This is a genomic window from Rhizobium sp. WYCCWR10014, assembly GCF_001657485.1.
In the GTDB taxonomy this organism is placed as follows: Bacteria; Pseudomonadota; Alphaproteobacteria; order Rhizobiales; family Rhizobiaceae; genus Rhizobium.
Window position 1 is genome coordinate 48,091 of record NZ_LXFU01000044.1, and the last position, 23,864, is coordinate 71,954.

Annotated in this window: 22 protein-coding genes and 2 pseudogenes; 12 read left to right on the plus strand and 12 right to left on the minus strand. The window is 59.4% G+C overall.

Translation table 11 applies throughout. The features are described from left to right. Positions 1–33 precede the first annotated feature (33 nt). The 9 genes and pseudogenes from A6U98_RS23815 to A6U98_RS23855 form a co-directional block, all read right to left on the minus strand. Positions 34–297, minus strand: a pseudogene (locus A6U98_RS23815) (IS110 family transposase); the annotation flags it as partial. A 260-nt stretch (positions 298–557) separates the two neighbouring features. Beyond that, a pseudogene (locus tag A6U98_RS23820) lies at positions 558–1,077 on the minus strand (thiamine pyrophosphate-dependent enzyme); the annotation flags it as partial. Positions 1,078–1,110: 33 nt separating this feature from the next. Then, the gene (locus A6U98_RS23825) at positions 1,111–2,028 is read right to left on the minus strand and encodes an NADP-dependent oxidoreductase (protein ID WP_064653337.1); all 918 of its coding nucleotides are present in this window, start codon (positions 2,026–2,028) and stop codon (positions 1,111–1,113) included. A 92-nt stretch (positions 2,029–2,120) separates the two neighbouring features. Further along, positions 2,121–2,588: a DUF3788 domain-containing protein gene (locus A6U98_RS23830; protein WP_064653339.1), complete on the minus strand. Its 468-nt coding sequence runs from the start codon at positions 2,586–2,588 to the stop codon at positions 2,121–2,123. A gap of 39 nt (positions 2,589–2,627) precedes the next feature. Next, positions 2,628–3,371 (minus strand): NAD(P)H-dependent oxidoreductase, encoded by a 744-nt coding sequence (locus A6U98_RS23835; protein WP_064653341.1) that lies wholly within the window; start codon positions 3,369–3,371, stop codon positions 2,628–2,630. A 42-nt stretch (positions 3,372–3,413) separates the two neighbouring features. Next, positions 3,414–3,959, minus strand: a complete 546-nt coding sequence (locus A6U98_RS23840) for a peroxidase-related enzyme (protein ID WP_064653342.1) — start codon at positions 3,957–3,959, stop codon at positions 3,414–3,416. A 32-nt stretch (positions 3,960–3,991) separates the two neighbouring features. Beyond that, positions 3,992–4,645 carry a nitroreductase family protein gene (locus A6U98_RS23845; RefSeq protein ID WP_064653344.1) on the minus strand — a complete coding sequence of 218 codons (654 nt, stop codon included), beginning with the start codon at positions 4,643–4,645 and terminating at the stop codon, positions 3,992–3,994. Positions 4,646–4,759: 114 nt separating this feature from the next. Beyond that, on the minus strand, positions 4,760–5,728 hold the full coding sequence (locus A6U98_RS23850) for an AraC family transcriptional regulator (RefSeq protein WP_064653346.1): 969 nt from the start codon (positions 5,726–5,728) through the stop codon (positions 4,760–4,762). 311 nt (positions 5,729–6,039) lie between these two features. Beyond that, a complete protein-coding gene (locus A6U98_RS23855) occupies positions 6,040–6,999 on the minus strand; it encodes a LysR family transcriptional regulator (protein WP_003562137.1) in 960 nt (319 codons plus the stop codon). 233 nt (positions 7,000–7,232) lie between these two features. On the opposite strand from A6U98_RS23855, the gene A6U98_RS23860 reads away from it, so the two are divergent. The 11 genes from A6U98_RS23860 to A6U98_RS23910 all read left to right on the plus strand — a co-directional run bounded on the left by A6U98_RS23860 (position 7,233) and on the right by A6U98_RS23910 (position 19,416). Continuing rightward, on the plus strand, positions 7,233–8,324 hold the full coding sequence (locus A6U98_RS23860; RefSeq protein WP_064653348.1) for an ABC transporter ATP-binding protein: 1,092 nt from the start codon (positions 7,233–7,235) through the stop codon (positions 8,322–8,324). Between the two features lie 42 nt (positions 8,325–8,366). Continuing rightward, positions 8,367–9,098: an HAD-IA family hydrolase gene (locus A6U98_RS23865; RefSeq protein ID WP_003562139.1), complete on the plus strand. Its 732-nt coding sequence runs from the start codon at positions 8,367–8,369 to the stop codon at positions 9,096–9,098. A gap of 15 nt (positions 9,099–9,113) precedes the next feature. Then, positions 9,114–10,421 carry an FAD-binding oxidoreductase gene (locus A6U98_RS23870; protein ID WP_064653350.1) on the plus strand — a complete coding sequence of 436 codons (1,308 nt, stop codon included), beginning with the start codon at positions 9,114–9,116 and terminating at the stop codon, positions 10,419–10,421. A gap of 59 nt (positions 10,422–10,480) precedes the next feature. Continuing rightward, positions 10,481–11,521 carry an ABC transporter substrate-binding protein gene (locus tag A6U98_RS23875; protein ID WP_027686903.1) on the plus strand — a complete coding sequence of 347 codons (1,041 nt, stop codon included), beginning with the start codon at positions 10,481–10,483 and terminating at the stop codon, positions 11,519–11,521. Between the two features lie 41 nt (positions 11,522–11,562). Continuing rightward, positions 11,563–12,435: an ABC transporter permease gene (locus A6U98_RS23880; protein ID WP_064653352.1), complete on the plus strand. Its 873-nt coding sequence runs from the start codon at positions 11,563–11,565 to the stop codon at positions 12,433–12,435. A gap of 3 nt (positions 12,436–12,438) precedes the next feature. Further along, positions 12,439–13,236 carry an ABC transporter permease gene (locus A6U98_RS23885; protein WP_064653354.1) on the plus strand — a complete coding sequence of 266 codons (798 nt, stop codon included), beginning with the start codon at positions 12,439–12,441 and terminating at the stop codon, positions 13,234–13,236. Beyond that, positions 13,233–14,927: a GMC family oxidoreductase N-terminal domain-containing protein gene (locus tag A6U98_RS23890; RefSeq protein ID WP_027686906.1), complete on the plus strand. Its 1,695-nt coding sequence runs from the start codon at positions 13,233–13,235 to the stop codon at positions 14,925–14,927. The genes A6U98_RS23885 and A6U98_RS23890 overlap by 4 nt, the downstream gene beginning before the upstream one ends. A gap of 18 nt (positions 14,928–14,945) precedes the next feature. After that, the gene (locus tag A6U98_RS23895) at positions 14,946–16,385 is read left to right on the plus strand and encodes an aldehyde dehydrogenase family protein (protein WP_064653355.1); all 1,440 of its coding nucleotides are present in this window, start codon (positions 14,946–14,948) and stop codon (positions 16,383–16,385) included. A gap of 81 nt (positions 16,386–16,466) precedes the next feature. Continuing rightward, complete coding sequence (locus A6U98_RS23900) at positions 16,467–17,936, plus strand: NAD-dependent succinate-semialdehyde dehydrogenase (RefSeq protein WP_064653357.1); 1,470 nt, start codon at positions 16,467–16,469, stop codon at positions 17,934–17,936. Positions 17,937–17,965: 29 nt separating this feature from the next. Beyond that, the gene (locus A6U98_RS23905) at positions 17,966–19,039 is read left to right on the plus strand and encodes a tartrate dehydrogenase (protein WP_082933981.1); all 1,074 of its coding nucleotides are present in this window, start codon (positions 17,966–17,968) and stop codon (positions 19,037–19,039) included. Between the two features lie 20 nt (positions 19,040–19,059). Continuing rightward, positions 19,060–19,416: a cupin domain-containing protein gene (locus A6U98_RS23910; RefSeq protein ID WP_064653359.1), complete on the plus strand. Its 357-nt coding sequence runs from the start codon at positions 19,060–19,062 to the stop codon at positions 19,414–19,416. Between the two features lie 678 nt (positions 19,417–20,094). Here A6U98_RS23910 and A6U98_RS23915 read toward each other — a convergent pair. The 3 genes from A6U98_RS23915 to A6U98_RS23925 all read right to left on the minus strand — a co-directional run bounded on the left by A6U98_RS23915 (position 20,095) and on the right by A6U98_RS23925 (position 22,663). Continuing rightward, entirely contained in the window at positions 20,095–20,796 is a 702-nt protein-coding gene (locus tag A6U98_RS23915; RefSeq protein WP_064653361.1) for a DUF3320 domain-containing protein, read from the minus strand. A 38-nt stretch (positions 20,797–20,834) separates the two neighbouring features. Continuing rightward, positions 20,835–21,527, minus strand: a complete 693-nt coding sequence (locus A6U98_RS23920) for an IS6 family transposase (RefSeq protein WP_064653371.1) — start codon at positions 21,525–21,527, stop codon at positions 20,835–20,837. Positions 21,528–21,619: 92 nt separating this feature from the next. Further along, positions 21,620–22,663 carry a LacI family DNA-binding transcriptional regulator gene (locus A6U98_RS23925; protein ID WP_064653363.1) on the minus strand — a complete coding sequence of 348 codons (1,044 nt, stop codon included), beginning with the start codon at positions 22,661–22,663 and terminating at the stop codon, positions 21,620–21,622. A gap of 248 nt (positions 22,664–22,911) precedes the next feature. Between A6U98_RS23925 and A6U98_RS23930 the strand changes: the two genes are divergently transcribed. After that, positions 22,912–23,864: pitrilysin family protein (locus A6U98_RS23930; RefSeq protein WP_245304566.1), on the plus strand; the 953-nt coding region annotated here is incomplete at its 3' end.

Genomic DNA, 23,864 nt, shown 5'->3' on the forward strand with positions numbered 1-23,864 from the left:
TTCGATGTGCGATCAAGGTTCATGACAGATCATTTTTTTCCGCTTCACGTATGGCTTGACGTAAGACGCCGGCATCAGCCGAACCTCATGACCCGGCGCTAAGAGGACCCGGGCCCAGTGGTGCACGGTCGCACACGCCTCAATTCCGATTAGGCACGGCGGCAAAGCCTTGAAGAAAGCTGCGACATCGTCACGTCGCAGCTTTCGGCGGACCACTACCGCGCCCACCGCGTCTACGCCATGCCCCTGAAAGACGTGCTTAGCGATATCCAATCCGATTGTGCTAACCTGCTCCATGGTCGGCTCTCCCTCATGTGACTTTCGACTGCCACACTTTGGCACATTGCGATGCCGGGAGCGGAGGCCGTCCACCACATCAGGTCAGACCTGCGGAGCGGTCTGCGCTCCGCCAAGCCGCCGAATAGCGTTTGCTACCAGCTATTGGACGAACCTGGGGGTCTAGCGCCCGACACCGAACGCACTCCCAATTCTGACCTTGGCTTGAGGACGGCCGCTACTGCACTCACCTTTCCAACCCTTTTCGCCGTATTGCGCGATTATTCGTGCTTGCCTGGCAGGACTGAGCTCAACACCTGCCGCACCGTGCCGCGGATGACACCTTCCTGATTTGGATCACCCTTCATCAGCGTGGTTGTGAGTTTCTTCACCTGCGCAAACGTCAGATGCGGCGGCATCGACGGCACTTCCGGGTCGGTTTGACCTCAAGGAGAACAGGGCGATCCGACGCAAGCGCCTCGTCCCAGGCGGGCCCCAGATCTTTGGGGCGATCGACAAACAGACCCTTGAGACCGATGAGCTCGGCAAACCGGTGGTAAGGCAGGTGGGAATGCTTTGCGAGGCCTCGAACTTCGGATCGCCCTCCATCACCCGCTGCTCCCAGGTCACCTGGTTGAGGTCTTCATTGTTGAAGACGCAGATGATGAAGCGGTGGTCGGCCCAGTCTCGCCAGTATTTGGCAACCGAGATCAGTTCGGCCATGTTGTTCATCTGCATGGCACCATCGCCGACCATGCCGATCACCGGGCGGTCCGGGTGGGCATATTTCGCAGCGATTGCGGGGGAACCCTCCAAGGAGTGCGCGTGGCGTCCTCACGGGAGAACGCGAATGACCGTCTTTCCAGCGCGCCGCTCGGTCGAATTGAAGGTGGCGACCGCATCGTCCAGGCTTGAAACCTTGCCGACGTTCGTCCGCAGTCTTCCGTCCCGGACCCGCTGAACGATCTCGGATAGCTGGGCACGATCGGCCTCGACGACGAAGTCAGCCGTCAGGCCCTCCAAAGGCCGAATATCCGTCGGTCCGACGGCTGTCACAAGCGTTCCACCGGCCCGGATCAGCGCTGCGGATCGTTTCTGTATGTCGCCGCCGATAACGTCGAATACCAGATCGACGCCGACGACGTCCTCCAAGATGTCGTTTCCGAGATCGACGAATTCATTTGCACCAAAGTCGAGCGCCTTCTGGCGGTCAGCGGCGCGTCCGGTACCGATGACATAGGCGCCTGCTTCCCGGGCAAGCTGCGTCACGATCGCGCCGACGGCGCCAGCCGCGCCGTGTGCGAGCACGCTCTGCCCCGCTTGAAGGCGGCCATTCTGAAACAGTCCCTGCCATGCAGTCAGGCCAGATATCGGCAGGCTTGCGCCCACCGTGAACTCGACGCTGCCGGGCAGCGGCGCGAGATTGCGGGCCTCCACAGCGACGTACTCAGCGAGTGTGCCGTCGCGATACCAGTCAGTCAGGCCGAACACCCGCTGACCGATCGACAACCCCGTGGTGCCATAGCCCAGCGCGGTGATCACACCGGCCAGCTCATGGCCGAGGATCGATGGCGTCCGGTCACGAAAGGTTCGATCGGTCCAGGTCGAAGGCCAATCCAGTTCGGTGTTGACGAAGCCCGCTGCATGGACCTCAACGAGGACTTCGTTGATCGCTGCCTGTGGCCTGGGTCGTTCCACCAGCTTCATTCCGGCTGTTCCCGCAGCCTGGTCGGTCACTACGATCGCTTTCATGGGAATTGTCTCCTCAGATATTTGTTGGTTGGAAATTGCAGGCGTGGAGGGTTTTTCGATCTCTCGCGCGACATGTGATCGGCTTGACGCCTTCAACTGCGCGGCGGTGGCGGGCGCTTCATCGCCAAAAGTTCCGTCACATCATGCAGATCGTCTGCCGACGAGATGGCAAGCGTCAGCCATTTTCCGTCGATGTATGTTTTGGCTTCATCGCAAAGCTTGACCAGTTGCGGGCGCCAGACATAACGCCGCTCCTCGAACTTCTCTCGCTCGGCTCCGCCCATCACCACGACAGCCGAAAACCGCCGGTATTCCGGCACCAGGGTGGTGAACGCCTTCGTTTTCTTATAGCGCAAAGACCAACCGCGGTTCTTGCCGCCGTAGAGCCAGTCCAGTGCGAAAACTCCCGGATAGAATTCGTCAATCCAGGTCCGCAGTTCGGTCCAATGGCCGAACGTGTCTGCTCCGATCCATTCGCGGACGGCGCTGTCATCAGGCGGTGCTGATTTGCCGGTGATCCTGTCGCCGATTTGGGGAAACGTATTGGTAGGTAAAATCATAACGAGACCTCATGTTCACGGTCCGGCGGCGGCCGGAGGTTAAGGTGCGGGCGTGCCAAGAACCTGCGGCGCGCGGTCAGAATGCTGTTGGCGACGCTCTCCTGAGCTAAGGGGATCGCGAAACGGTCTGCCAGCGCTCGTAAGCACCGCAGGACGATCGTGGAATTCTCGAAAATGCTCAGCGGCGGTCAGGTCGAGAGCGGCGAGGGCTTTGTCCCTCGCTAATGGCGCCTGGCTCCGATCCAGGAAGGCGGTCCCTTGAAGCGGAAGAAATTGTTGCGTTTTCAGTCCAATGGAGCTGAGTGCCAGCGACATATAGGGTGTGAGAAAATCCGGCTGGTTGGCGCGCTCACCGGTGAAGAAGCCGCCGGAAGCCACGCCGATATAGACCGGTCGGTCCCGGAGCATTCCCACCTTCCCTGATGGCGTCGACTTAATTGTGCGGCCGACACGCAGGATCTGATCGATCCACGCCTTGAGGACCGAGGGTATCGTCAAATTGTGCATCGGCGTTCCGATGACAATCACGTCGGCCGCTTCGACTTCCCGAATAAGCGCTTCGGAAAGATCGAGAGAACCCATCGGCGGGGCGGCCAACGTCGCCGGCGACGCCAACGCGACGGCGTAGAGGGCTTCGGTTTGCGGCAGGGGTTCAGCCCCCAGGTCACGTCGAATGATGCTCGCGCCGGGCGCAACCTCAAGAAGCTTTTCGATGATCGCCGCCGAAAGCTGACGGCTGTGCGATCCCTGCCTCGGGCTGCTATCGATATGGAGAATATTCATGTCAATGATCCCAAAGCTTCAAAAGGTTGCGCAGTCGAAGGCTCAGATCGAGCCAGCCGGAGTGACGAAAGGGAAGTCCTTTTCGGGATCGAAGACGTTGTTGAAGAAGTTCGTCAGCGAATACATCGCCACCAGTGCGATGATCTCGATGATGTTGGCGTCGGTGTAGCCGACATCCTGGACCTCTTTCAGGTCAGCGTCGCTGACTTGCCCGCGGGTCTCGACGACCTTGCGTGCAAACTGGACGGCGGCGTCCCGCTTCGGGTCGGTAGCATGACCCTTGCGCGCGAGAATGATGTCATCGGCCAGCAGTTTAGCCATATGTTCAGCGGTGAAGCTGTGAACAGTCAAGCAGTAATTACACCCGTTCACCTCCGAGACGGCAAGGCCGATGCTGTCGCGTGTCTTTACGTCGAGCGCCTTGCTCAGGGAGCCGAGCAGGGTGGCCCAGGCGTTGAACGCAATGGGGCTCTGCGCGAAAGCCGCCATCATGTTGGGCGTGAACCCGATGTTCCTGGTGAACGTGTCGAGCGTCTGTTTCGATTCAGCCGGCACCTGTTCCGGCGTCAGAACAACGGTTCTGGACATTGTAATCTCCCATTTCTTGATTGGATTGGTAATCAGGCGAAGGACAGGACCTCGGCCACCGGCATGCGCGGCTTCTGCGGCCAGTTGCCGGCCCGCTCCGGCCCGACGGTCAGCAGCATCACCGGGATTTCGTCTTCGGCCAGGCCGAATTCGCGATGCACGGCCTCTGCGTCGAAGCCTATCATCGGTGTCGAACCCAGGCCGAAGGAGCGGGCGGCATAGATGATTGCGGCGGTGCCAAAGGTAGCGGAGCGCACCGCCTCGTCGCGCTGACGCTGCGGCTGGTCGTCATACAGGCCGCGGGCGGGGATTTCCCATTCCGGCACCAGATGGGCCGGCATGATGCCGGCTTCCACGACCGGTGCCAGGCGCGCGGGGACCGTGCTGGCATCGGCCAACTGGCCGACGATGATGAAAGTAACGGCGGCGTCGAGGATCGCGGGCTGCTTCCAGGCGATCGGATGGAGCAGTGCCTTGGCGTCAGGCGTACGGACGGCGATAAACCGCCAGTTCTGCAGGTGGAACGATGTCGGTGCGGAGGTGCCGATCCGCACCAGGTCGCGGATCTCATCGTCGCTCAGTGTGGCGGCGCGGTCATAGTACTTGGCAGCACTACGGCTCAGGATGGTTTCGATGACGGCGTTCGTCGGCGTCAGTTCGTTGGCTGCGTTGCTGATGTAGTTCATTGGGTGGCTCCTTCATCAAGTGATTACGGAGCCCAATTTACGGCCGTCAGTGAGAATATCGAGACTGGATTACCTCAATATAATGTGCGAAAGGATCAATCCTATGGAGCACTCCTAGTCAGCGCCCGCACGGCCAGTATGCGCTTGCCTGCGCCATTCCCCGGGCGTCATCCCCATTCTCTCGGTAAACACACGGCGGAATGCGGAAACGGATTGATAACCGACCGTTTCGGCCACAGCCTCGGTGCTGATCGTCGGCTTCTTCAACTCGTTGGCTGCCAGGCTCATACGGAGATCGGTCAACAAATCGAGGGCGGAGCAACCCAGCCTGTCTTGAAAGTGCCGCATGAACGTAGCGCGAGACATGCCACACAGGTCCGCCAGATCAGGCAGTTTCCATGGCTGGGCGGGATCGGCGAGCATGGCGGCAATTGCCGGAGCCAATCGCGGGTGGCCGGCCAGGGCCAACAAGCCTTCGGGGGCTTTGTCGGATTCGCTCGCCGCTCGCAGCACCAGCGTGAAGAGGGCCGAAGAAAGCGCGTTGAGAACGGCGCGTCCTCCCGCGCGATCGCCGGCGGACTCCATTCGCATCAGCCCCACCAAACTGGCCAGTTGATCGGTAGCAGATCCGATACCGTCTTTTCCGACGTCGTTTCCCGTTCGCGCCACAAGGTTCGTAGGCAGGTAATTGCGGATCAGCCGATCGTGGGGCGGTGAAATGAAAAATCGCCCACACAACAAATCGAGTTGCTCGCCCTGACTGTCGTTCTCGCTCAACATCCATCCGGCAGAGCCCTTGCGCTGCTGGGTGGGGATTGGCGTTTTTCCGCTACCGTCGTGAAGCACGTGCGCCGCACCGTGAGGAAGCAACACGATATCCCCGCTCACCAGCTCCCTCGCCGTTCGCGTCTCCGGATCCTCGAAGATGGCCCGGCCCTTGACGATGACGTGGTAGGGAATTTCGTTCGCCGCCGCCCGGCTCCACGTCAGACGCCACGGCGCGCCATAGGCACAGCGCACCTCGAGCTGACCGGTTACCGTGACGATTTGCAGGAGATGGCTTAACCAATCGACTTCAGACATTGGACCTCAAGAACCGGAAACGAAACATCTTACCGCAATTGTGCGCTCGTTCCACTTACCGGCATGCCTTGGTCAGCCGATCACAGCTTTCAGGCAAGGCGAGAGTGATGTCACGGCTCAACGAGGATCAGAGCCTTCGTTCGGCACTGTTTCAGCCGCTGCGAAAACCAGCGATGCACGCCTTGAAAGGAAACGAACCTTCAACCCGTGTGCCTGTCGATTTTGCCGTAGCGCATAACGACGCAGTTCTTTAATCATCAGATTTCAGGAGGTCAGCGCATCTCTGCTTTCCTTCTAAGCGTCACCCGCAGTCAAATCTTAGACCAACTCTCCGGCATGAGGCCGAGATCCGGATAGAGCCTGTCCACGGCAACAATGTCGTCATTGAGCTCTGCGATCATCCAGTCACGAACCTGCATGACGATGTCGCGCGCCGGCTTGTCCCGAAGACGGACGAGATGGCATTGGCGGCCTGTTGTCATCAGATGCTCGCGCGCCGGCACGAGTGTCTGGGTTCGCAGCCAATGTGCAACCACGTTCAGCCAGCCGAGTGCCACACCCTGCCCCAGAAGCGCTGCCTGCACCACAATGGCATAGTCGGAAAAGATCATCGAATTGACCGCATCGCCCTCGTTTGCCGGAGAAAAGAGGGTGGACCAGTTCGGCTGGGCGTCGCTGAGATTGATCGTGGTGTCGGGGGTTCGCTTGACTTCGCCGCCATCCTGTCCATGACTTTCCCGATAGGACGGGCTGCAGATCGGGATGAGGATTTCCGGCATGATAAAAGCAGCCTCGTGCCGCTCGTCCGAACCATTCACGAAGCGCATGCCAAGATCGACATCGTTGACCGGCCCCGCCAGCGCACCCATCACCAATTGGAAGCGCAAATCCACTGTCGGAAACTGCTTCTTGAAATCCGGCATGCGCGGCATCATCCAGTGCGTGGTAAAGCCGGTTGAAACCGAGAGGGAGACTGTCTGGATCCCGATGCGCCGGTCGTCAATCTCTCGCAGGGCATTTTCGATTCCCGAAAAGCCACGGGCAATCGCGTCGAACAACAGCCTGCCGGATTCCGTCAAGCCTACGCCCCCAGACTGCCGAACAAACAGCACCGTATCGAGATGCTCCTCCAGTCGTGCGATCATGCGGCTGACGGCAGCGGGCGTCACATTGAGTTCGTCTGCTGCCTTGGAAAAATTTCCGCAGCGTGCAGCAGCCTCGAACGTAAACAACCCATTCATCGATGGCAAAGAGCGGCGCAAATTGTTCATTACATGATGTAACAGCCTTCTGAACTTTTTTTCAATTGCGGGTTCGTCTTTTGTTTGGTCTGCTGCCAATCACAGAAGGCAAAAGATCTTCGATGAAAACGGGGAACAGAACATATAAAGCCTTAGGGCAAGCGAAGCCCAAGCGCGACAGATATGTTCAGGTTTCTGCTCAACAGGAAATGCGGCGCCGGTCATCCGAACCTTTGCGCGCATTAATTTTGCAGTGGGATCAGATGGTTGTTTTGAAAAAATCAGAACGCGTGGGCGTTTCTATCCGCTCGGCACACAAGAGCTATGGGGCTTTTCAGGCCCTGGACGATGTTAGCTTGGAAGTCGCGGCGGGAGAATTCGTCTCCATTCTAGGGCCATCGGGTTCGGGCAAGACAACCTTCTTGGGAATCCTCGGCGGCTTCGTCCAACCGACGTCGGGCTCCATCTGGCTCGGCGAACGGGATATTACATTCGAGCCGCCACACAAACGCGATATCGGAATCGTCTTTCAGAACTACGCGCTCTTCCCGCATATGAGCGTCGCCGAGAACATCACATTTCCGCTGCGGGCGCGCCGCCTACCGAAATCGAGCTGGCCCGAAATGCTACGCGAAGCCCTCGACATGGTCGAGTTGGCCGGATACGAGCAGCGCCGTATCCACGAGCTTTCCGGGGGGCAGCGCCAGCGGGTTGCCCTTGCCCGGGCTATGATCTTCGAGCCGGGACTGATCCTGATGGACGAGCCGCTGTCAGCGCTCGACAAGCAATTACGCGAGTCCATGCAGATCGAACTCAAGCGGCTTCACCGGAAGCTTGGCGCGACCATCATCTACGTCACCCACGACCAGCGAGAGGCTTTGACGATGAGCGACCGCGTCGCCATAATGAACAAAGGCCGCTTTGTCCAAGTCGATACGCCGGAGCAACTTCACGACCACCCCGCCGATTCCTTTGTTGCCCGTTTCATCGGCGAAGCAACACTGTTGTCGGTCGAGCGCGCCAGCGACGACACCGTGCGGCTCGGCGATATCGTCCTGCGCACGTCGCACGCCGTCCCCCAGAACACCCGTCTGCATCTTGCGGTCCACTCCGAAAAGCTCGTCGTCGCCGATGGCAGCGAAGTGGCCGGCGTCAATCGACTTACCGGAACCGTGACTGAGACACTCTATCAGGGAGAAAGCATCCGGGTTTTTCTGAAGCTCTCGTCCGGTGACGACCTCAGCCTCAGGCTTGCCAGCAACCATGCCGGCCGATTGCAACTTAAAAAGCCCGGCGAAGCCATAACCGTGGCGTTGCATCCCGAAGACACGATCGTGGTGCCGGAAGCATCCTAAAACTTGCCGTTCCAACCTTACAGTCAACAAGGAAAGAAGACTATGAACCTCACCCACTTCAAGGTCATGACCTTCGATGTCGTCGGTACTTTGATCGATTTCGAAACGGGCGTGCTGAATGCCGTTCGGGCACTGGGCGGCGAAAAGGCCGCCAGCGCTTCTGACGATGCTATCTTCGAACCTTACAAGCGCGGCCGCGACAAGTTCTACGGTCGTTCCTCCTTCGCCATGAAGGATGTTTACCTGTCGCTGGCAACAGAACTCGACCTGACGCGGGACGATGCGACGGCTGAGGCCTTCCAACTCGCCGTTTTGCGCTGGCCGGCGTTTTCCGACTCGGTCGAGGCCCTGGCCCGTCTGCGCAAGAACTTCCGGCTGGTTGCGATGACCAATGCAGACCGTACTGCCTTCTCGGCCTATTCGGCGACGCTTGGTAATCCCTTCCATGACAGCGTTACCTGCGATGAGGCCGGATGCGCTAAACCCAACCCGCAGTTCTTCGCTTTCAACAAGGGCCGCCAATCGGCCTGCGGCTACAAACAGTCGGAAATCCTGCATGTTGCCCAGAGCCAGCATCACGATATCGGCGTTGCAAAAGAACTGGGCTACACGACTTGCTGGATCGAACGGCGCCAAGGCCAACAGGGCTTTGGCGGCACGCCAGAACCCAAGGTGCTGACCAAGCCGGATTTCCATTTTTCTTCGCTAAAGGAGCTTGCTGACGCGGTCGATGCCGAATTGGCCGCAGGCATCCAGAACGCAAGCGCAGCCTGATCACGGAACCCAGAAATGATGACCGCCCATCCTCCCTTTCCTGACATTGCCTCGCTCTGGCAGGAGACAGCTGCCGACCGCCCGGTCTTCGATGCGCTGTCGGGCGGTCGTCACTACGACGTTGCCATTATCGGCGGCGGTTACACTGGGTTGTCGACGGCACGCTACCTTGCTCGCCGCGGCCTGTCGGCCGTTGTACTTGAAGCAAGCCGCATCGGCTGGGGCGCAAGCGGACGCAACGGCGGCGTGGTCTCGGGCAAGTTCCGGCTTGCCTTTTCCGAGATTGCCGCACGTTACGGCATCGACACGGCCCGACGTATGCATGATCTCGGCATAGAGGCCATCGATCATGTCGGCGAGCTTGTCGAGGATTACGGCATTGCCGCGGCCGATTATCAGCCGACCGGGTCGTTACGCTGCGCGCACAATGCAGTATCGCTCACTTCGCTGAAGAAGGAATTCGAATGGCTGCATCAGGCGCTCGGTGATCGCGCCTGCTCCATTTTGTCGGCGGCTGAAATGGAGGCGGAGACCGGCTCGCGAGATTTCCTGGGCGGCATGCTCAACACCCATGGCGGCATCATCCATCCGCTCAATTTCGTGTTCGGCATCGCTGCCGGACTAAAAAAGTCTGGCCTCGATATCTTCGAAAACACCCCGGTGACGGGTCTTCGCCGCGAAGGATCCGGCGTAGTCCTAGAGACAGCGGGAGGCACAGTCACGGCCCGGCAGGTGGTGATTGCCACCAATTCATATTCGGACCTGACCCCCGCCACCTCAGCGGTACGCAAGGCCATCATCCCGTTCCGCTCGGCAATGATCGCCACAGCGCCGCTTTCGGGGCTGTCGGGCAGAAAGCTGCTGGCGTACGGCCGCAGCTACACCGAAACCCGTCGGATGATGCGCTGGTTCCGCAAGGCAGGCGACCGCCTGCTCTACGGCGGTCGCGGAGCCTTCGGCAAGAACGATTCGGAGAGCGCCTTTGCGGCCTTGCATCGGGCGATGGTGCGCCAGTTTCCCGAGCTTGCGGGCGTTGCCGTCACGCATCGCTGGTCCGGCCTCGTCGCTATGACGATGGACAGCATACCGCATGCCGGACGACTGGATGACCGCATCGTCTACGCGGTTGGTTACAATGGCACCGGCGTGGCACTGGCCTCAACCATGGGAAAGCACGTCGCGGCTATCGTCACTGGTGAAAGTCCCGATCTAGGGCTTCTGACTTCAAAACGGCTCAAACCCGTTCCTTTCTATCCCATCCGGGAACCCGCCGTCCGGCTTGTCGCCGGCTGGTACCAGTTCCTCGATGCAATTGGGCGCTAAGACCCGACATTCAACCATCAAAACGGGGTTCGAAGCCCCGCCACAAGAGGAGAACGGACATGATACTGAAATTTTCCACGCTCGTGCTTTCTGCTTCAGCCTTCGCTCTTTCTGCCGGTCTCGCGTCGGCTGAACAGATAACTTTCGTTTCGCAGGGTGGCGCCTACCAGGAGGCCCAGACCAAGGCCATTCTCGATCCGGTCGCCAAACTGCTCGGCATCACCGTCAATCAGGACAGCGCGCCCGACGCCTGGCCTGTCATCAAGACCCAGACCGCGACGGGAAAACCAATCTGGGATGTCATCGATACGCCGACGCAAGACTGCATTCGCGGCGGCCAGCAGGGTATGATCGAGCCTCTTGATTTCTCCAAGATCCCCAATGCCGAGAAAATGCCCGCCGAGTATAAGAGTGCCTATTCCGTTGCCTATGAGTTCTATTCCAGCGTGCTTGCCTATAACAAGGACAAGTTCGGCGAAAAGCCGCCCCAGACCTGGGCGGATTTCTGGGACGTCAAGAAGTTTCCGGGTACACGCGCCTTGCGCAACCACCCGCTGGCAACGCTTGAGGCAGCGCTTCTCGCCGACGGCGTCCCGGCCGACAAGCTCTATCCGCTGGATGTCGACCGCGCCTTCAAGAAGCTCGAAGAAATCAAGCCCTACGTTACCGTCTGGTGGACGTCGGGCGCCCAGTCGGCGCAGCTTCTCGCCGATGGCGAGGTCGATATGGAAATGGCCTGGAACGGTCGTGTGACCGCCGTCGCCAAGGAAGGCGCTCCGATCAGCTACACCTTCAACCAGGGCTTCCTGCAATATACCTCGCTCTGTATCCTCAAGGGCGCGCCCAATCTCGAAACGGCGGTCAAGTTCGTCAATGCGGCCATGACACCGGAGATCCAGGCAAACTTCCCTGCCTATATCGATTACGGTCCGGGCAACCCCGAAGCCTATAAGACCGGCAAGATCTCGGCGGAACGCGCAGCAGAAATGCCAAGCTCGCCCGAAAACGCCGCCAAGCAGGTGCTGGTGTCGGACGAATGGTGGAGCTCGCCAGCTGGCGAGGAAGCACAGAAGCGCTGGGCGTCCTTCATCCAGCAGTAACCACCGGCCAACCGAGGCCAGTGAATTGAGGAGCGTCATTGATGACCACATCGACAAGCAATCCATCGATGCAGCATGATCGCAGGGAGCAGAGGCTGATGCTGTTGCTTCTGGCGCCGGCGCTCCTCGTCATCGTCTCATTGCTGATCGTGCCGCTTGTCTGGCTCGCCTGGCAATCGATCTGGCAGGATGGCGGGTTTACGGTCATCAACTACCAAAGGTTCCTGACCGATTCCGTCTACTGGATGACATTCCTGCAGACCTTCCGCATCGCAGTCGTCGTGACCCTGGTGACGCTACTGCTCGGCTATCCCGTCGCCTATGCGGCGGCGGCTCTGCCCCAACGCTGGAGCGTGCTTGTTCTGGCAATGGTGCTGCTGCCCTTCTGGACCAGCGTCCTTGTCCGGGCCTATGCCTGGCTCATTTTGTTGCAGAGAACCGGCATCGTTAATTCCGCCCTTAAAAATGCCGGCCTGATCGATACGCCATTGCTGCTCATCAACAACGAGTTCGGTACGGTCATGGCGACGATCCATATCCTACTGCCATTCATGGTGTTGCCGCTCTACGCCACGATGAAGAAGATTCCACCCGAACTGACCATGGCCGGCGCCAGCCTTGGCGGCTCGCCAAGTCATGTCTTTACCCGCATCTTTCTCCCGTTGTCGCTGCCAGGAATGATCGCAGGAATGGTGCTGGTCTTCGTGCTCACCCTCGGCTTCTACATCACGCCAGAACTACTGGGCGGCGGGCGGACCTACATGGTTTCGATGCTCGTGTCCCGCAATATCCAGGTTTACAACGAATGGGGTGCGGCATCATCGATCAGCGTAGTGCTGATGCTCTGCGTCTTCCTGATCTTCCGACTGGCAAGCTTGCTTATTCCGTTTGAACGCATCATGGGAACGAGGTGACATATGCGCACATCCAACCTTCTTCTTTACGGCTTCGTCGCTCTCGTTCTCGCGTGGCTGATCATCCCGATCATCATTATCGTGCCGATGTCGTTTTCGAGCGCCCGCTTCCTGACATTTCCGCCGCCATCCTGGTCGCTGCGCTGGTATGAGGCCTATCTCGGCAACGCCGCGTGGATGCAGGCCACGCGGGTCAGCCTGATCGTTTCGGTTTCGAGTGCGATCCTGGCAACTGTTCTCGGCACGGCGGCGGCCTATGCGCTGAACATGACATCCTCCCGGCTGGTGCGCAGCCTGCAGATGCTGTTGCTGCTGCCGCTGGTCGTGCCGATCGTCATCACCGCCGTCGGCGTCTTCCTCGTCTATGCCCAGGTCGGTCTCCTCGCCAGCATGACCGGGCTGATTCTCGCCAACATGATGCTTGGCCTTCCCTATGTGGTTATCTCCGTTCTGGTAGGCCTAAGGAAGTTCGATGCGACGCAAGAGATGGTGTCACGCAGCCTTGGCATGAACCGGCTGCGCACCTTCTTCGTGGTCACCCTGCCGCAGATCCGCCCGAGCGTGATTTCCGGCATGCTGTTTGCCTTCATCTCGGCCATCGACGAAACCGTCGTATCGCTGTTCATTTCTGGCGGCGAATACCAGACCCTTACCAAGCGCATGTTCACTGCACTGCGCGACGAGATCGATCCCACGATCGCCGCAATCAGTTCGCTGCTGACGGCGACTTCCTTCATTCTGGTGATGCTGGTGGCGCTCAACGCTCGCAGCGCCGATCGCAAGCAAGGCAAGGTGGCATGATCGCCGATCATCTGATCCTCGGCGGCGGCTCTGCAGGCTGCGTGCTGGCGGCGCGGCTGTCGGAAGATCAGAACCGGACTGTTGTGCTGGTCGAGGCCGGCCGCAACATCGCCGCCGGCGACATTCCCGACGCGGTGCGCAGCCGCTATCCCGGCCGCGCCTATCTCGACACACGTAACATCTGGGCTTCCCTGACCTCGCTAATGGGCTATTCAGGATCGAACAGCGCGCCCCGGACAGCCCGCCGCTACGAGCAGGCAAAAATCCTCGGCGGTGGCTCGGCCATCAACGCGCTGATGGCCAATCGCGGCGCGCCCTCCGACTATGCCGAATGGCAAGCGTTAGGCGCCGACGGCTGGAGCTGGGAAGATTGCCTGCCCTATTTCCGCAAGATCGAGACCGACCGCGATTTCAGCGGTCCGCTTCACGGAACCGACGGGCCGCTGACGATACGGCGGATCACAGGCGAGAAGATATCGCCGTTTGTCGATCGCGTCATGCAGACGTTGGAGGCGCGCGGTCACCCGATCCGTCCCGATCAGAACGGCCCCTGGCAGGACGGCACTTTTCGCGGCGCGGTTGCCGTCAGTGATGCCGGCGAACGCCTGCCGACCTCGATAGCCTACCTGACGCCGGACGTCCGCCGCCGTCCAAATCTTCGCGTTATCACCGATAGTACGGCGACCCGCATTCTCTTCGACGGCGTGACGGCGATTGGAGCCGAGATCGCCGGCACCGTGTCCCAAACGATCATGGCGCAGGAGGTCATCGTCGCATCGGGCGCTATCCATTCGCCGGCTTTGCTGCTGCGCTCCGGCATCGGCCCCGGCGCCGATCTGGCGGCACTCGGCATTCCTGTCATTTCTTCGCGTTCCGGCATCGGCCGCAACCTGATGGAGCACCCTTCTATAGCGGTCGCCGCTTACCTGCCGCCATCCATGCGGGTGCGCGACCGGGCAGAACACCATGAACAGGCAATCTGGCGCTTTTCGTCGGACCTGCCGGGCACACCCCAGGGCGACATGCACGCTGCCATCCTGTCGCGCTCCGGCTGGCATTCGGTCGGTCTGCGGATGGGCAGCTTGTTCTTTTGGGTCAACAAGTCCTACTCGCGTGGGTTCCTCAAACTTGCCTCCGCTGACCCGCTTGTCGAGCCCGAAGTGGATTTCCGGATGCTGAGCGACGTGCGGGATCTGGAACGGCTGAAGATGGCCCTGCGCATGGGCGCGCAAACCCTGCGCGACCCGCATATGAACTCCTATCGGGGCGTGGTGTTTCCTTCCAGCTACTCCCCCCGCGTTGCAAAAGTCGCCGTCCCCGGCGCCTGGAATGCGTTGCAGCGCGGTGTGCTGTCGGCCATGCTCGATCTTGCTGGGCCGCTGCGCGCCGCACTGGTCCACTCCGCCGTCACGCTCGGAACCACTCTCGATGATCTGCTTGCTGACGATGCGGCGTTGACCGAATTCGTTCGTCGGCATGTCGGCGGCACGTGGCATCCCTCCGGCACGTGCCGCATGGGCGCACCCGCCGATCCGATGGCCGTCACCTCGCCGTCCGGCCGGGTCTATGGCGTCGAGGGACTACGGGTCTGCGACGCATCGCTGATGCCGTCCATTCCCTGCGCCAATACCAACATACCGACAATCATGATCGCCGAGCGGATCGCCGATTTCATCCGCAACGGGCAGTAAGCGGCGATGGAGACAGCAATGAACAATGCACAGAAATTCTACATCAATGGCGAATGGGTCGAGCCGATCGGCCGACGGACGCTGGATGTCATCGATCCGGCCACCGAACAGCCTTTTGCAACAATTGCCATGGGAACCGTCGCCGATGCGGAGAGGGCGGTTGCCGCCGCCAGATCAGCCTTTGCCTCTTTCTCCGAAACCTCGAAAACCGAGCGCCTTGAACTGCTCAATCGCATCCTCGTCATTCTCAAACGCCGCAACGACGAGATCGGCGATATCATCTCAAAGGAAATGGGCGCGCCTGTTTGCATGGCCCGCAGCCAACAGGCCGGCATAGGACTTTCGCATTTCGCCGAAACGATCAAGGCGATGGAGGCGTTCGAATTCGACTATATGCAAGGCACGACACAGATCGTTCACGAACCCGTCGGCGTCGTCGGCATGATCACGCCCTGGAACTGGCCGATCAACCAGATCGCCTGCAAGGTTGCCCCCGCCCTTGCCACCGGTTGCACCATGGTGCTGAAACCGTCGGAAATCGCGCCGCTAAACGCCATTCTCTTCGCAGAGATCCTGCATGAGGCAGGCGTCCCCAAGGGCGTCTTCAACCTCGTCAACGGCGACGGGCCGACCGTCGGCACTGTCCTTGCAAGCCATCCGGACATTGACATGGTCTCGTTCACCGGCTCCACCCGGGCCGGGATCTCCGTGGCGCAAGCCGCAGCGCCTACCGTCAAGCGGGTGCACCAGGAACTCGGCGGTAAATCCCCCAATATCGTGCTCCGTAGCGCCGATATGGAGACTGCCGTCAGTGCCGGCGTGCGTCGATGCGTCGACAATTCCGGCCAGTCCTGCAATGCCCCTACCCGTTTGCTGGTGCCGATGGAACGGATGGACGAGGCCATTGGCATCGCCCGCAGGACTGCCGATGCCATCACCGTCGGCGCGCCTGCCGATCCCGCTACCGATATCGGCCCGGTGGTCAACCAGCCGCAATTCGAAAAGATACAGGAATTGATCGGCAAGGGAATCGTGGAAGGCGCCGAACTCGTTGCCGGCGGCCCGGGTCGTCCGGCTCATCTGAATGCCGGCTATTACGTCCGCCCGACCGTGTTTGCGCGCGTCACCAGCGACATGACCATCGCGCGCGAAGAAATCTTCGGGCCTGTACTGGCCATTCTCGGCTACGAGAGCGAGGACGACGCCATTGCCATCGCAAACGACACACCCTATGGGCTCGCCGCCTACATCCAAGGCGATCTCGCCGAGGCGCGCGCCCTGTCGCGCAAGTTGCGCGCCGGCATCGTGCGGATCAACAACTCCGCTTGGGATGGTGCCGCGCCTTTCGGCGGCTACAAGCAATCGGGCAACGGCCGCGAATACGGCAAGTTCGGCCTGCACGAATTCACCGAAATCAAGGGTGTTGTCGGCTACGCCGACAATGAAGCGATTTCTTAACATGAGCAGCCGAGAGACGAGGCAGCGTGCAAAACGGCATCCGCTTGGTCGACGGAAGACTGGACCATTGAGGAAGACGATATGCTGAATTTGAAAGATCCCACCCTGTTCGTCGAAAAGGCGCTGATCGGTGGCGCATGGCTATCGGCAGGGTCCGGCGCCACCGTCGCCGTCGATAATCCTGCCAGCGGAGACGTCATCGGCCAGATTCCCGATTGCGATGCCACCGACACACAGGCCGCCATCGCCGCTGCGGCGGAGTCCCTGCGGACATGGCGTCAGACCACGCCTACCGAACGGTCCCGCCTTCTGGAACGCTGGCACGCTTTGATGCTGGAACATGCCGACGATTTGGCGGCAATCATGACGGCGGAGCAGGGCAAGCCGCTGGCTGAAGCGCGTGGCGAGGTTCTCTACGGTGCGTCCTTTATCAAATGGTTCGCCGAGGAAGCGCGCCGCACCTACGGTATGACATTGCCAGCTCCGTCGGCCGATCGCCGTATTCTGCTGACCAAAGAGCCGGTCGGTGTCGCCGCCATCATCACCCCCTGGAATTTCCCCAATGCCATGATCACCCGCAAATGCGGCCCGGCATTGGCGGCCGGCTGCACCGTCATCATCAAGCCTTCGGAATTTACCCCCTATTCCGCCCTGGCGCTCGGCGTGCTGGCGCAGCGAGCCGGCATTCCGGCCGGCGTCATCAACATCGTCACCGGCCTGCCCAAGGCGATCGGCGCCACGCTGATGGCGAGCCCGGATGTGCGAAAGGTGTCCTTCACCGGTTCCACAGGCGTTGGTTCGATGCTGATGGCGCAAAGCGCGCCGACCGTCAAACGCCTCAGCCTGGAACTGGGTGGCAACGCCCCTTTTATCGTGTTCGACGATGCCGATCTCGATGTCGCTGTCGAGGCGGCGATCGCCTCGAAATTCCGCAATGGCGGCCAGACCTGCGTCTGCGCCAACCGTCTGCTGGTGCAGGACGGCATTTATGATGCCTTCGCCGAAAGGCTGGCGGCGCGGGTCAACGCCATGCAAATCGGCCCGGGCACCACGACTGGCACCGATATCGGGCCGATGATCAACGATGCCGCCGTCGCCAAGATTCGCGCCCATGTCGCCGATGCCCTGGCACTCGGAGCCGAAAATATTACCCCTCGAGAAACCCTGCCTGAAGGTAGCCGCTATGTTGCGCCGATGGTGTTGAAAGGCGCCACCACCGCCATGCGCCTCGCCAGCGAGGAAACATTCGGGCCGGTGGCGCCGCTGTTCCGGTTTCACGATGAGGCCGAAGCGATCGCCATCGCCAATGCCACGCCATTCGGATTGGCCGCCTATTTCTTCACCGAGAACCTGCACCGTTCGTGGCGCGTGGGCGAGGCGTTGGAGTTCGGCATGGTTGGTCTCAATACCGGCAGCGTGTCGATGGAGATCGCCCCGTTCGGCGGCATCAAGCAATCCGGCCTTGGCCGCGAAGGCGGTCCGACCGGAATCGAGGAATATCTCGAAACCAAGGCCTTCCATATGGGCGGCTTGAAAACACGCGCGCAATAAGTCTGCGATTGCCGAGAGGGAGAAAACCATTGGCCGAGAGAACCTACGATATTGCCGTGATCGCCGGCGACGGCATCGGCAAGGAAGTGATGCCCGAAGGTATCCGCGTGCTGGAGGCGGCGACCCGCCGCTACGGCTTCACGCTCAAGCAGAAATGGCATGAGTTCGCCAATTGCGACTACTACGCCCGGCATGGCCGCATGATGCCTGAAAACTGGAAGGAAGAAATAGGCAGGCCCGCGGCGATCTTCTTCGGCGCCGTCGGCTGGCCGGACATCGTACCCGACCACATCTCCCTCTGGGGCTCATTGCTGCAGTTACGTCGTGAATACGACCAATATGTCAACCTTAGGCCCGTGCGCCTTATGGAAGGCGTGCCCTGCCCGCTCGCTGGCCGCAAGCCGGGCGACATCGACTTCTGGGTGGTGCGGGAGAATACCGAAGGGGAATATTCCTCGGTCGGCGGGCGTATGTTCGAGGGCACAGACCGCGAAATGGTGCTGCAGGAAACGATCATGACCCGTAAGGGCGTCGATCGCATCCTGAAATTCGCTTTCGAGCTGGCGCAGAAGCGGCCGCGCAAGCTGCTGAGCTCGGCGACTAAATCCAACGGCATCGCAATTACCATGCCCTACTGGGACGAGCGCGTCGAAGCGATGGCGAAAGCCTATCCGGATGTCGGCTGGAACAAGTTCCACATCGATATTCTGACCGCCAATTTCGTGCTGAAGCCTCAGATTTTCGACGTCGTTGTCGGCTCCAACCTGTTCGGGGATATACTTTCCGACCTTGGCCCTGCCTGCACCGGCACGATTGGCATTGCCCCATCGGGCAACATCAATCCTGGCGGTGAGCACCCTTCGCTGTTCGAGCCTGTGCACGGCTCTGCGCCTGATATCGCCGGCAAAAACGTCGCCAACCCGATTGGCCAGATCTGGTCGGCAGCGATGATGCTCGAATATCTCGGCGAGACGGAAGCCGCAGCCGGCATCATGACGGCGGTTGAGACGGTGCTGAAGCAACCCGCGCTGCGCACCCGCGATCTTGGCGGATCCGCCAGCACGCAGGCCTGCGGAAAATCGATCGCGGACGCGCTTTCGTGATACAATCGGAGACCAATGAAATGTCGAACATGATCGTCTTCGATCTGAAGAATCCCGGTATCGCTCGGGAAAGCCAAGCCCTTCCCGAACGCCTCGTCGAGGGCAACCCGTCCTACAAGACCTGGGAAAAGGACAATGTGGGAAACGGTCGAATTCGTTCCGGCATTTGGGAGGCGACGCCCGGCGCGACCCGCTCGATCAAGGGCGAGACTTGGGAATATTGCACCATCTTGTCAGGCGTCATCGAGCTTGTCGAAGACGACAAGGTACCGCGCCACCTGGTTGCTGGCGATACGTTCATCCTGCGTCCCGGTTTCACCGGAACGTGGCGAACAATCGAAACGGTGCGCAAACTCTGGGTGATCGTGTCACCATAATCTGGCGCGAGCCAGATCGCTACAGAGCACTGAACGCGTTAACCGTTTGCCTGGCGTCCTTTATAAAGAAGTTGCGGCGTGGCACCCTGATGGTTCTTGCAGGTCGGAGCCTGGCGAGCGCGTGACCAAGACAGGTCGGCTCGGAAGACACCCTGTGTCTGTGATGGTCTGTCCGCCGGATATCAAGATAAACGACCCTTGTTTCGATAAAAATGTTCGTCTGCAACAAACGTCGTGGTCGCCTTGAACGAATTCGAACCCACGACCATGTAGATCCCAGCTACCACAGGTCATTGAAAATCTTAGCCTTTAAAGGCGCGCCCTCAAGTTAGTATTCGCTTTTTCAGGTAGCTTTTCTTGCCACTGTCAGACAGACAATAATGCCCACCTCTTGATCCGATACAGAATTTCCCAGACCTGCATGAGCAGTCCCCGGATGGGGTCGGCGTCATATTTTCCGGGGCTGCACCCAAGAGTGCTGCTGTTCCCATGGCGGCGGTGCATGACTTTTTGCTCGCACTAACGGAGCCATCTCTGCAGATGAAAGTTTCTCCCTGGCAACGATTGATCCCACCCTTACTTCCACTACAGGGCGTGTTGGCCGCTTCTGATGCCGTAGATATAGCGAGGCCCGCAATGACAAACGCCGTGCGGAACCATCCTTGTTGGACGAAGGGTTTAATTTCCGGGGTTCGCATGAATGTGGCCTTCCTTCTCGAGGAAACCTTTTGCAGCAGCAATCGCTTCATTCAGACGGGCACGACTACTGGCCGCTAGACGTTCAAGGCCTAGCAATCGCGCAAACACGAGCGCCGGATCTGGCTCATCCAGGGCCAAAGGATACTGACGCACAAAGCCAATCAATTCCGGCAGAGAGATGTCTGTCACTGGACGGCGGTCGCTCTCTGTCTCAGCGGGACGATAATCCACGACCGTCGTTACGCTACCTTTCAGCCAGATGAATCGACCCGCACTGTCTTCCGTGACGTCAAAAGCACCGAGGTGACGCTCAATCTTCTCGCGGATGCGATTTCCCGTCCGCAACCAGCCATGAGCCCTTGCAATCCTTTGCGCCAGGACGTCGTCGCGGACCGGCGCCTCGGCACCCACGACGGCAGCAAGCATTTCCTCGACAACCGAGCGGTAGCTGAAGTCAAAAAAGGCGTCCGGCTCCGCTTTAAATATCGAAAGGTCGGCTCGCCGGAACTTGGCATGCGCCTCAGCATCATTTGCTGAAACCGGCATTGACATGGGAGTGTTGATTTCCTGAACGAACGGGATTTCATCCCTGTCAGTGGCGACAATCGAGACATCCACGGCGGTCTGCTGAACCGCCGCGCTGTCGTCTGCCGACAGTAATTCCGGGGCTGTCGCAAACATTTCTGCGGCTCGCAATTATCCCATGAACGGCGTCATTTTCATGCTTTGTTAACTTTTTGAAGTCCGAAGAGGCGCGCAAGCAGATCATTCTGATCGTTGACGGTCCAGCCGCCAGAAAAGCCTAAGCCCTTCCTCAACCACAGTATCGCCTCGAAACCTGCGATCGTTCGCCGGGCTGAATTGAATGATCGAAACCCACCGATTTTCGGCATGTTCTTTTTCACCCGAAAATGGTCGCTTTCAATGCCTTGCTGCAGGTGCTTGGTGACATAATGCACGGGATCAGGATGGAGCAGCCCCTCTTCGACCGAGGTTTTGATCGTTGAAGGAAAGGTATTGGCACCATCTGTGCCGATTTTGCCGGGTGAAAGCAAAGGCTCATCCTTCAGCATCTTGCGAAAGAAACGCTTGGCAGCGTCGAGGTCACGCTTTGCGGTGAGCAGGAAATCCACCGGATTGCCGTGTTTATCGATAGCCCGGTACAGATAGCGCCATTGACCCCGAATTTTCACGTATGTTTCATCGACCCGGATCGAACCACAATGCGGTCTCCGGAACTGGCGCAACCGCTTCTCAATCATCGGCGCATAGGCCAACACCCAACGATTGACGCTGCTGTGATCCACCTCGAAGCCGCGTTCCTTGAACATTTCCTCGAGATCGCGATACCGGCCTTTGAAATCGTCCTTCGACTGGCGTTTAAGTTTTTCGGCAATCGCATTCAGAATCATGAAACCGCGCTCCAACAAATCGGAGCGCCGTTTCACCATCCAAATCTCAAATCCGCGTTAACAGAAAACTTTGCGACACGCCCACCCGCCGACTATGCAGGCAAGTTCTCGGCAAAAATGACGTCAAATGGCAAGGTCCGGTTTGGCGCGGCCGCCCGTATGCCTATGATTGAGGAAACCATCTCGTCAATGACCGCACGCGCAAATGCCTCGATTGGTAAGCAGAGGAAACAACTGATAACGCCGTCAATCAGCGCGGGTCGCGTCGCGTCAGTAAGATCGTTGCAAACGACGACCGGCCGCTGGCCGCTACTATGAGCTCGAATTGCCTGAACAATCCCGTCCTGTCCGCCACCCGCATCGTATATGGCAGCGAGATCGGCGTGGCTATCAAGGAGGCGCGTTGTGACTTCACGAGCCACCTCTGGATCGTCGAAATTGACAATTGTTTCAAGCAACCGGGGCTCTTCTCCTATTTCACGGAAATAGGATCGAAACCCCATCTCACTGAGATCTTGCCCCAGGTATCCATGACTTCCCACGAGTGTGGCAATTTTGCCTTTCGCTCCGGCCATCTTGGAGATGATGAAAGCGCCGGTGCGGCCGACCTTGCGGCTATCTAAACCGATATACCCGGTGACCCCGCTCGCCGAAATTCCCGACAGTAAAGTGAAGACGGGCTTCTTTCGGAGATTGAGTTCATCAACGGCTAACACGACAAGCTGATGGTCGATCGCTACGAACGCGACCGCGTCCGTCCTCGATCCGACCTCCAGGATTTTCTTCCCCAGCGACTCCGCGCTGATGTCATCCACGAAAACGATGTCGGGCTTTCCCTTAACGTCAAGTCTGGATGAAAGCTCTTTTCTAAGGCCAGTAGCGACATTCTGATAGAATGGATCCGTCCCTTTCTGAAGTACGAAGCCAAGTCGGACGTTCCTTACGTTCCTTGCGTTCGTCCGGTGTCTTATGAGGGGCACCGCATGATAGCCGATAGCTTCGGCCGCCTCTCTGACGCGATCGGCCGTTTCCTTTCTCACAGGGGCTCTGCCGTTGAGAACCCTATCGACCGTTGCCACGCCAACGTCCGCACGCCTTGCGACGTCGGCCGCTGTCGGTCTTGATTTTGCCGCCATTTTTCACCTCTTCGTAAGTAAACCCGGTCGGCACTAGGATTTCGCAATCTCGTGGAATTAGCAAGCCGCATTCGTGATGAAATCATCATGGGATTCCGCAAGACCATGATGAGTTTGATAGAAACTTTCATGCTCGCGTTGAGCTGCGGGTAAGTCTCGCGTATATGCTCTTCACAAGAGAAGCAGCCGACGATGCATTTGCTAGGCCTCAACAACCACATCGTTGATTCTCAACGCCAGGATAAAAAATGTTTCACAAAAGCGATCTCCAAGCCGACCCCGATGTCCATTTCGGGACGCTCGCCAACGGCATGCGGTTTGCAATTATGCGTAATGTCACTCCGGCCGGACAGGCAGCGATCCGTTTGCACATCGCCTCCGGCTCGCTCCAGGAAAACGGCAACCAACAGGGTCTGGCGCATTTTCTCGAGCACATGGCCTTCAAGGGTTCAACACATGTCGCCGACGGGGAGATGATCCCTATCCTGCAGCGCAAGGGCCTGGCCTTTGGGCCGGACATCAACGCCCATACCTCTTATGACGAGACTGTCTATGAACTCAATCTGCCCAAGGTCGATGCCGACACGGTTTCGACGGGCCTGATGTTGATGCGCGAGACGGCGAGCGAGCTGACCCTCGATGCCAGCGCCTTCGATCGCGAACGCGGCGTCATCCTGTCGGAAGAGGGGTCGCGTGACACGCCGCAGTACCGCGCGGCGCTCGAAATCAGGAATTCGCTGCTCGCCGGCAAGCGCGTGACCATGCGCGCCCCGATCGGTAAAACCGACATCATCAGCAATGCCCCCGTGGAGCTTCTCCGTGAATATTACTGGGCCAACTACCGGCCCGAGCGGGCGACGCTGATAGTGGTTGGCGATATCGACCCCGCCGCCATGGAAATCGAAATCCGCCAGCGCTTCGGCGACTGGAAGGCCGTGGGTCCGCCGCCTGCAGAACCGGATCCTGGCACATTGGAGACGAAAGGCGAAAGCGCCGACGTCTTCGTCGTTCCCGGCGGCATGACCAGCGTACGGATCGCCTGGACGCGTCCCTATGACGCCGCGCCCGACACGTTCGCCAAGCGCCGTACCAAGCTTATCGAAGATCTCGGCCTGAGGGTGCTCGAGACAGGCTGCAACGAGCCGCTCTTTATCCTCTTGAGACCAGCGCCGTCGGCGCTCGACAGACGTGATCACTTCAA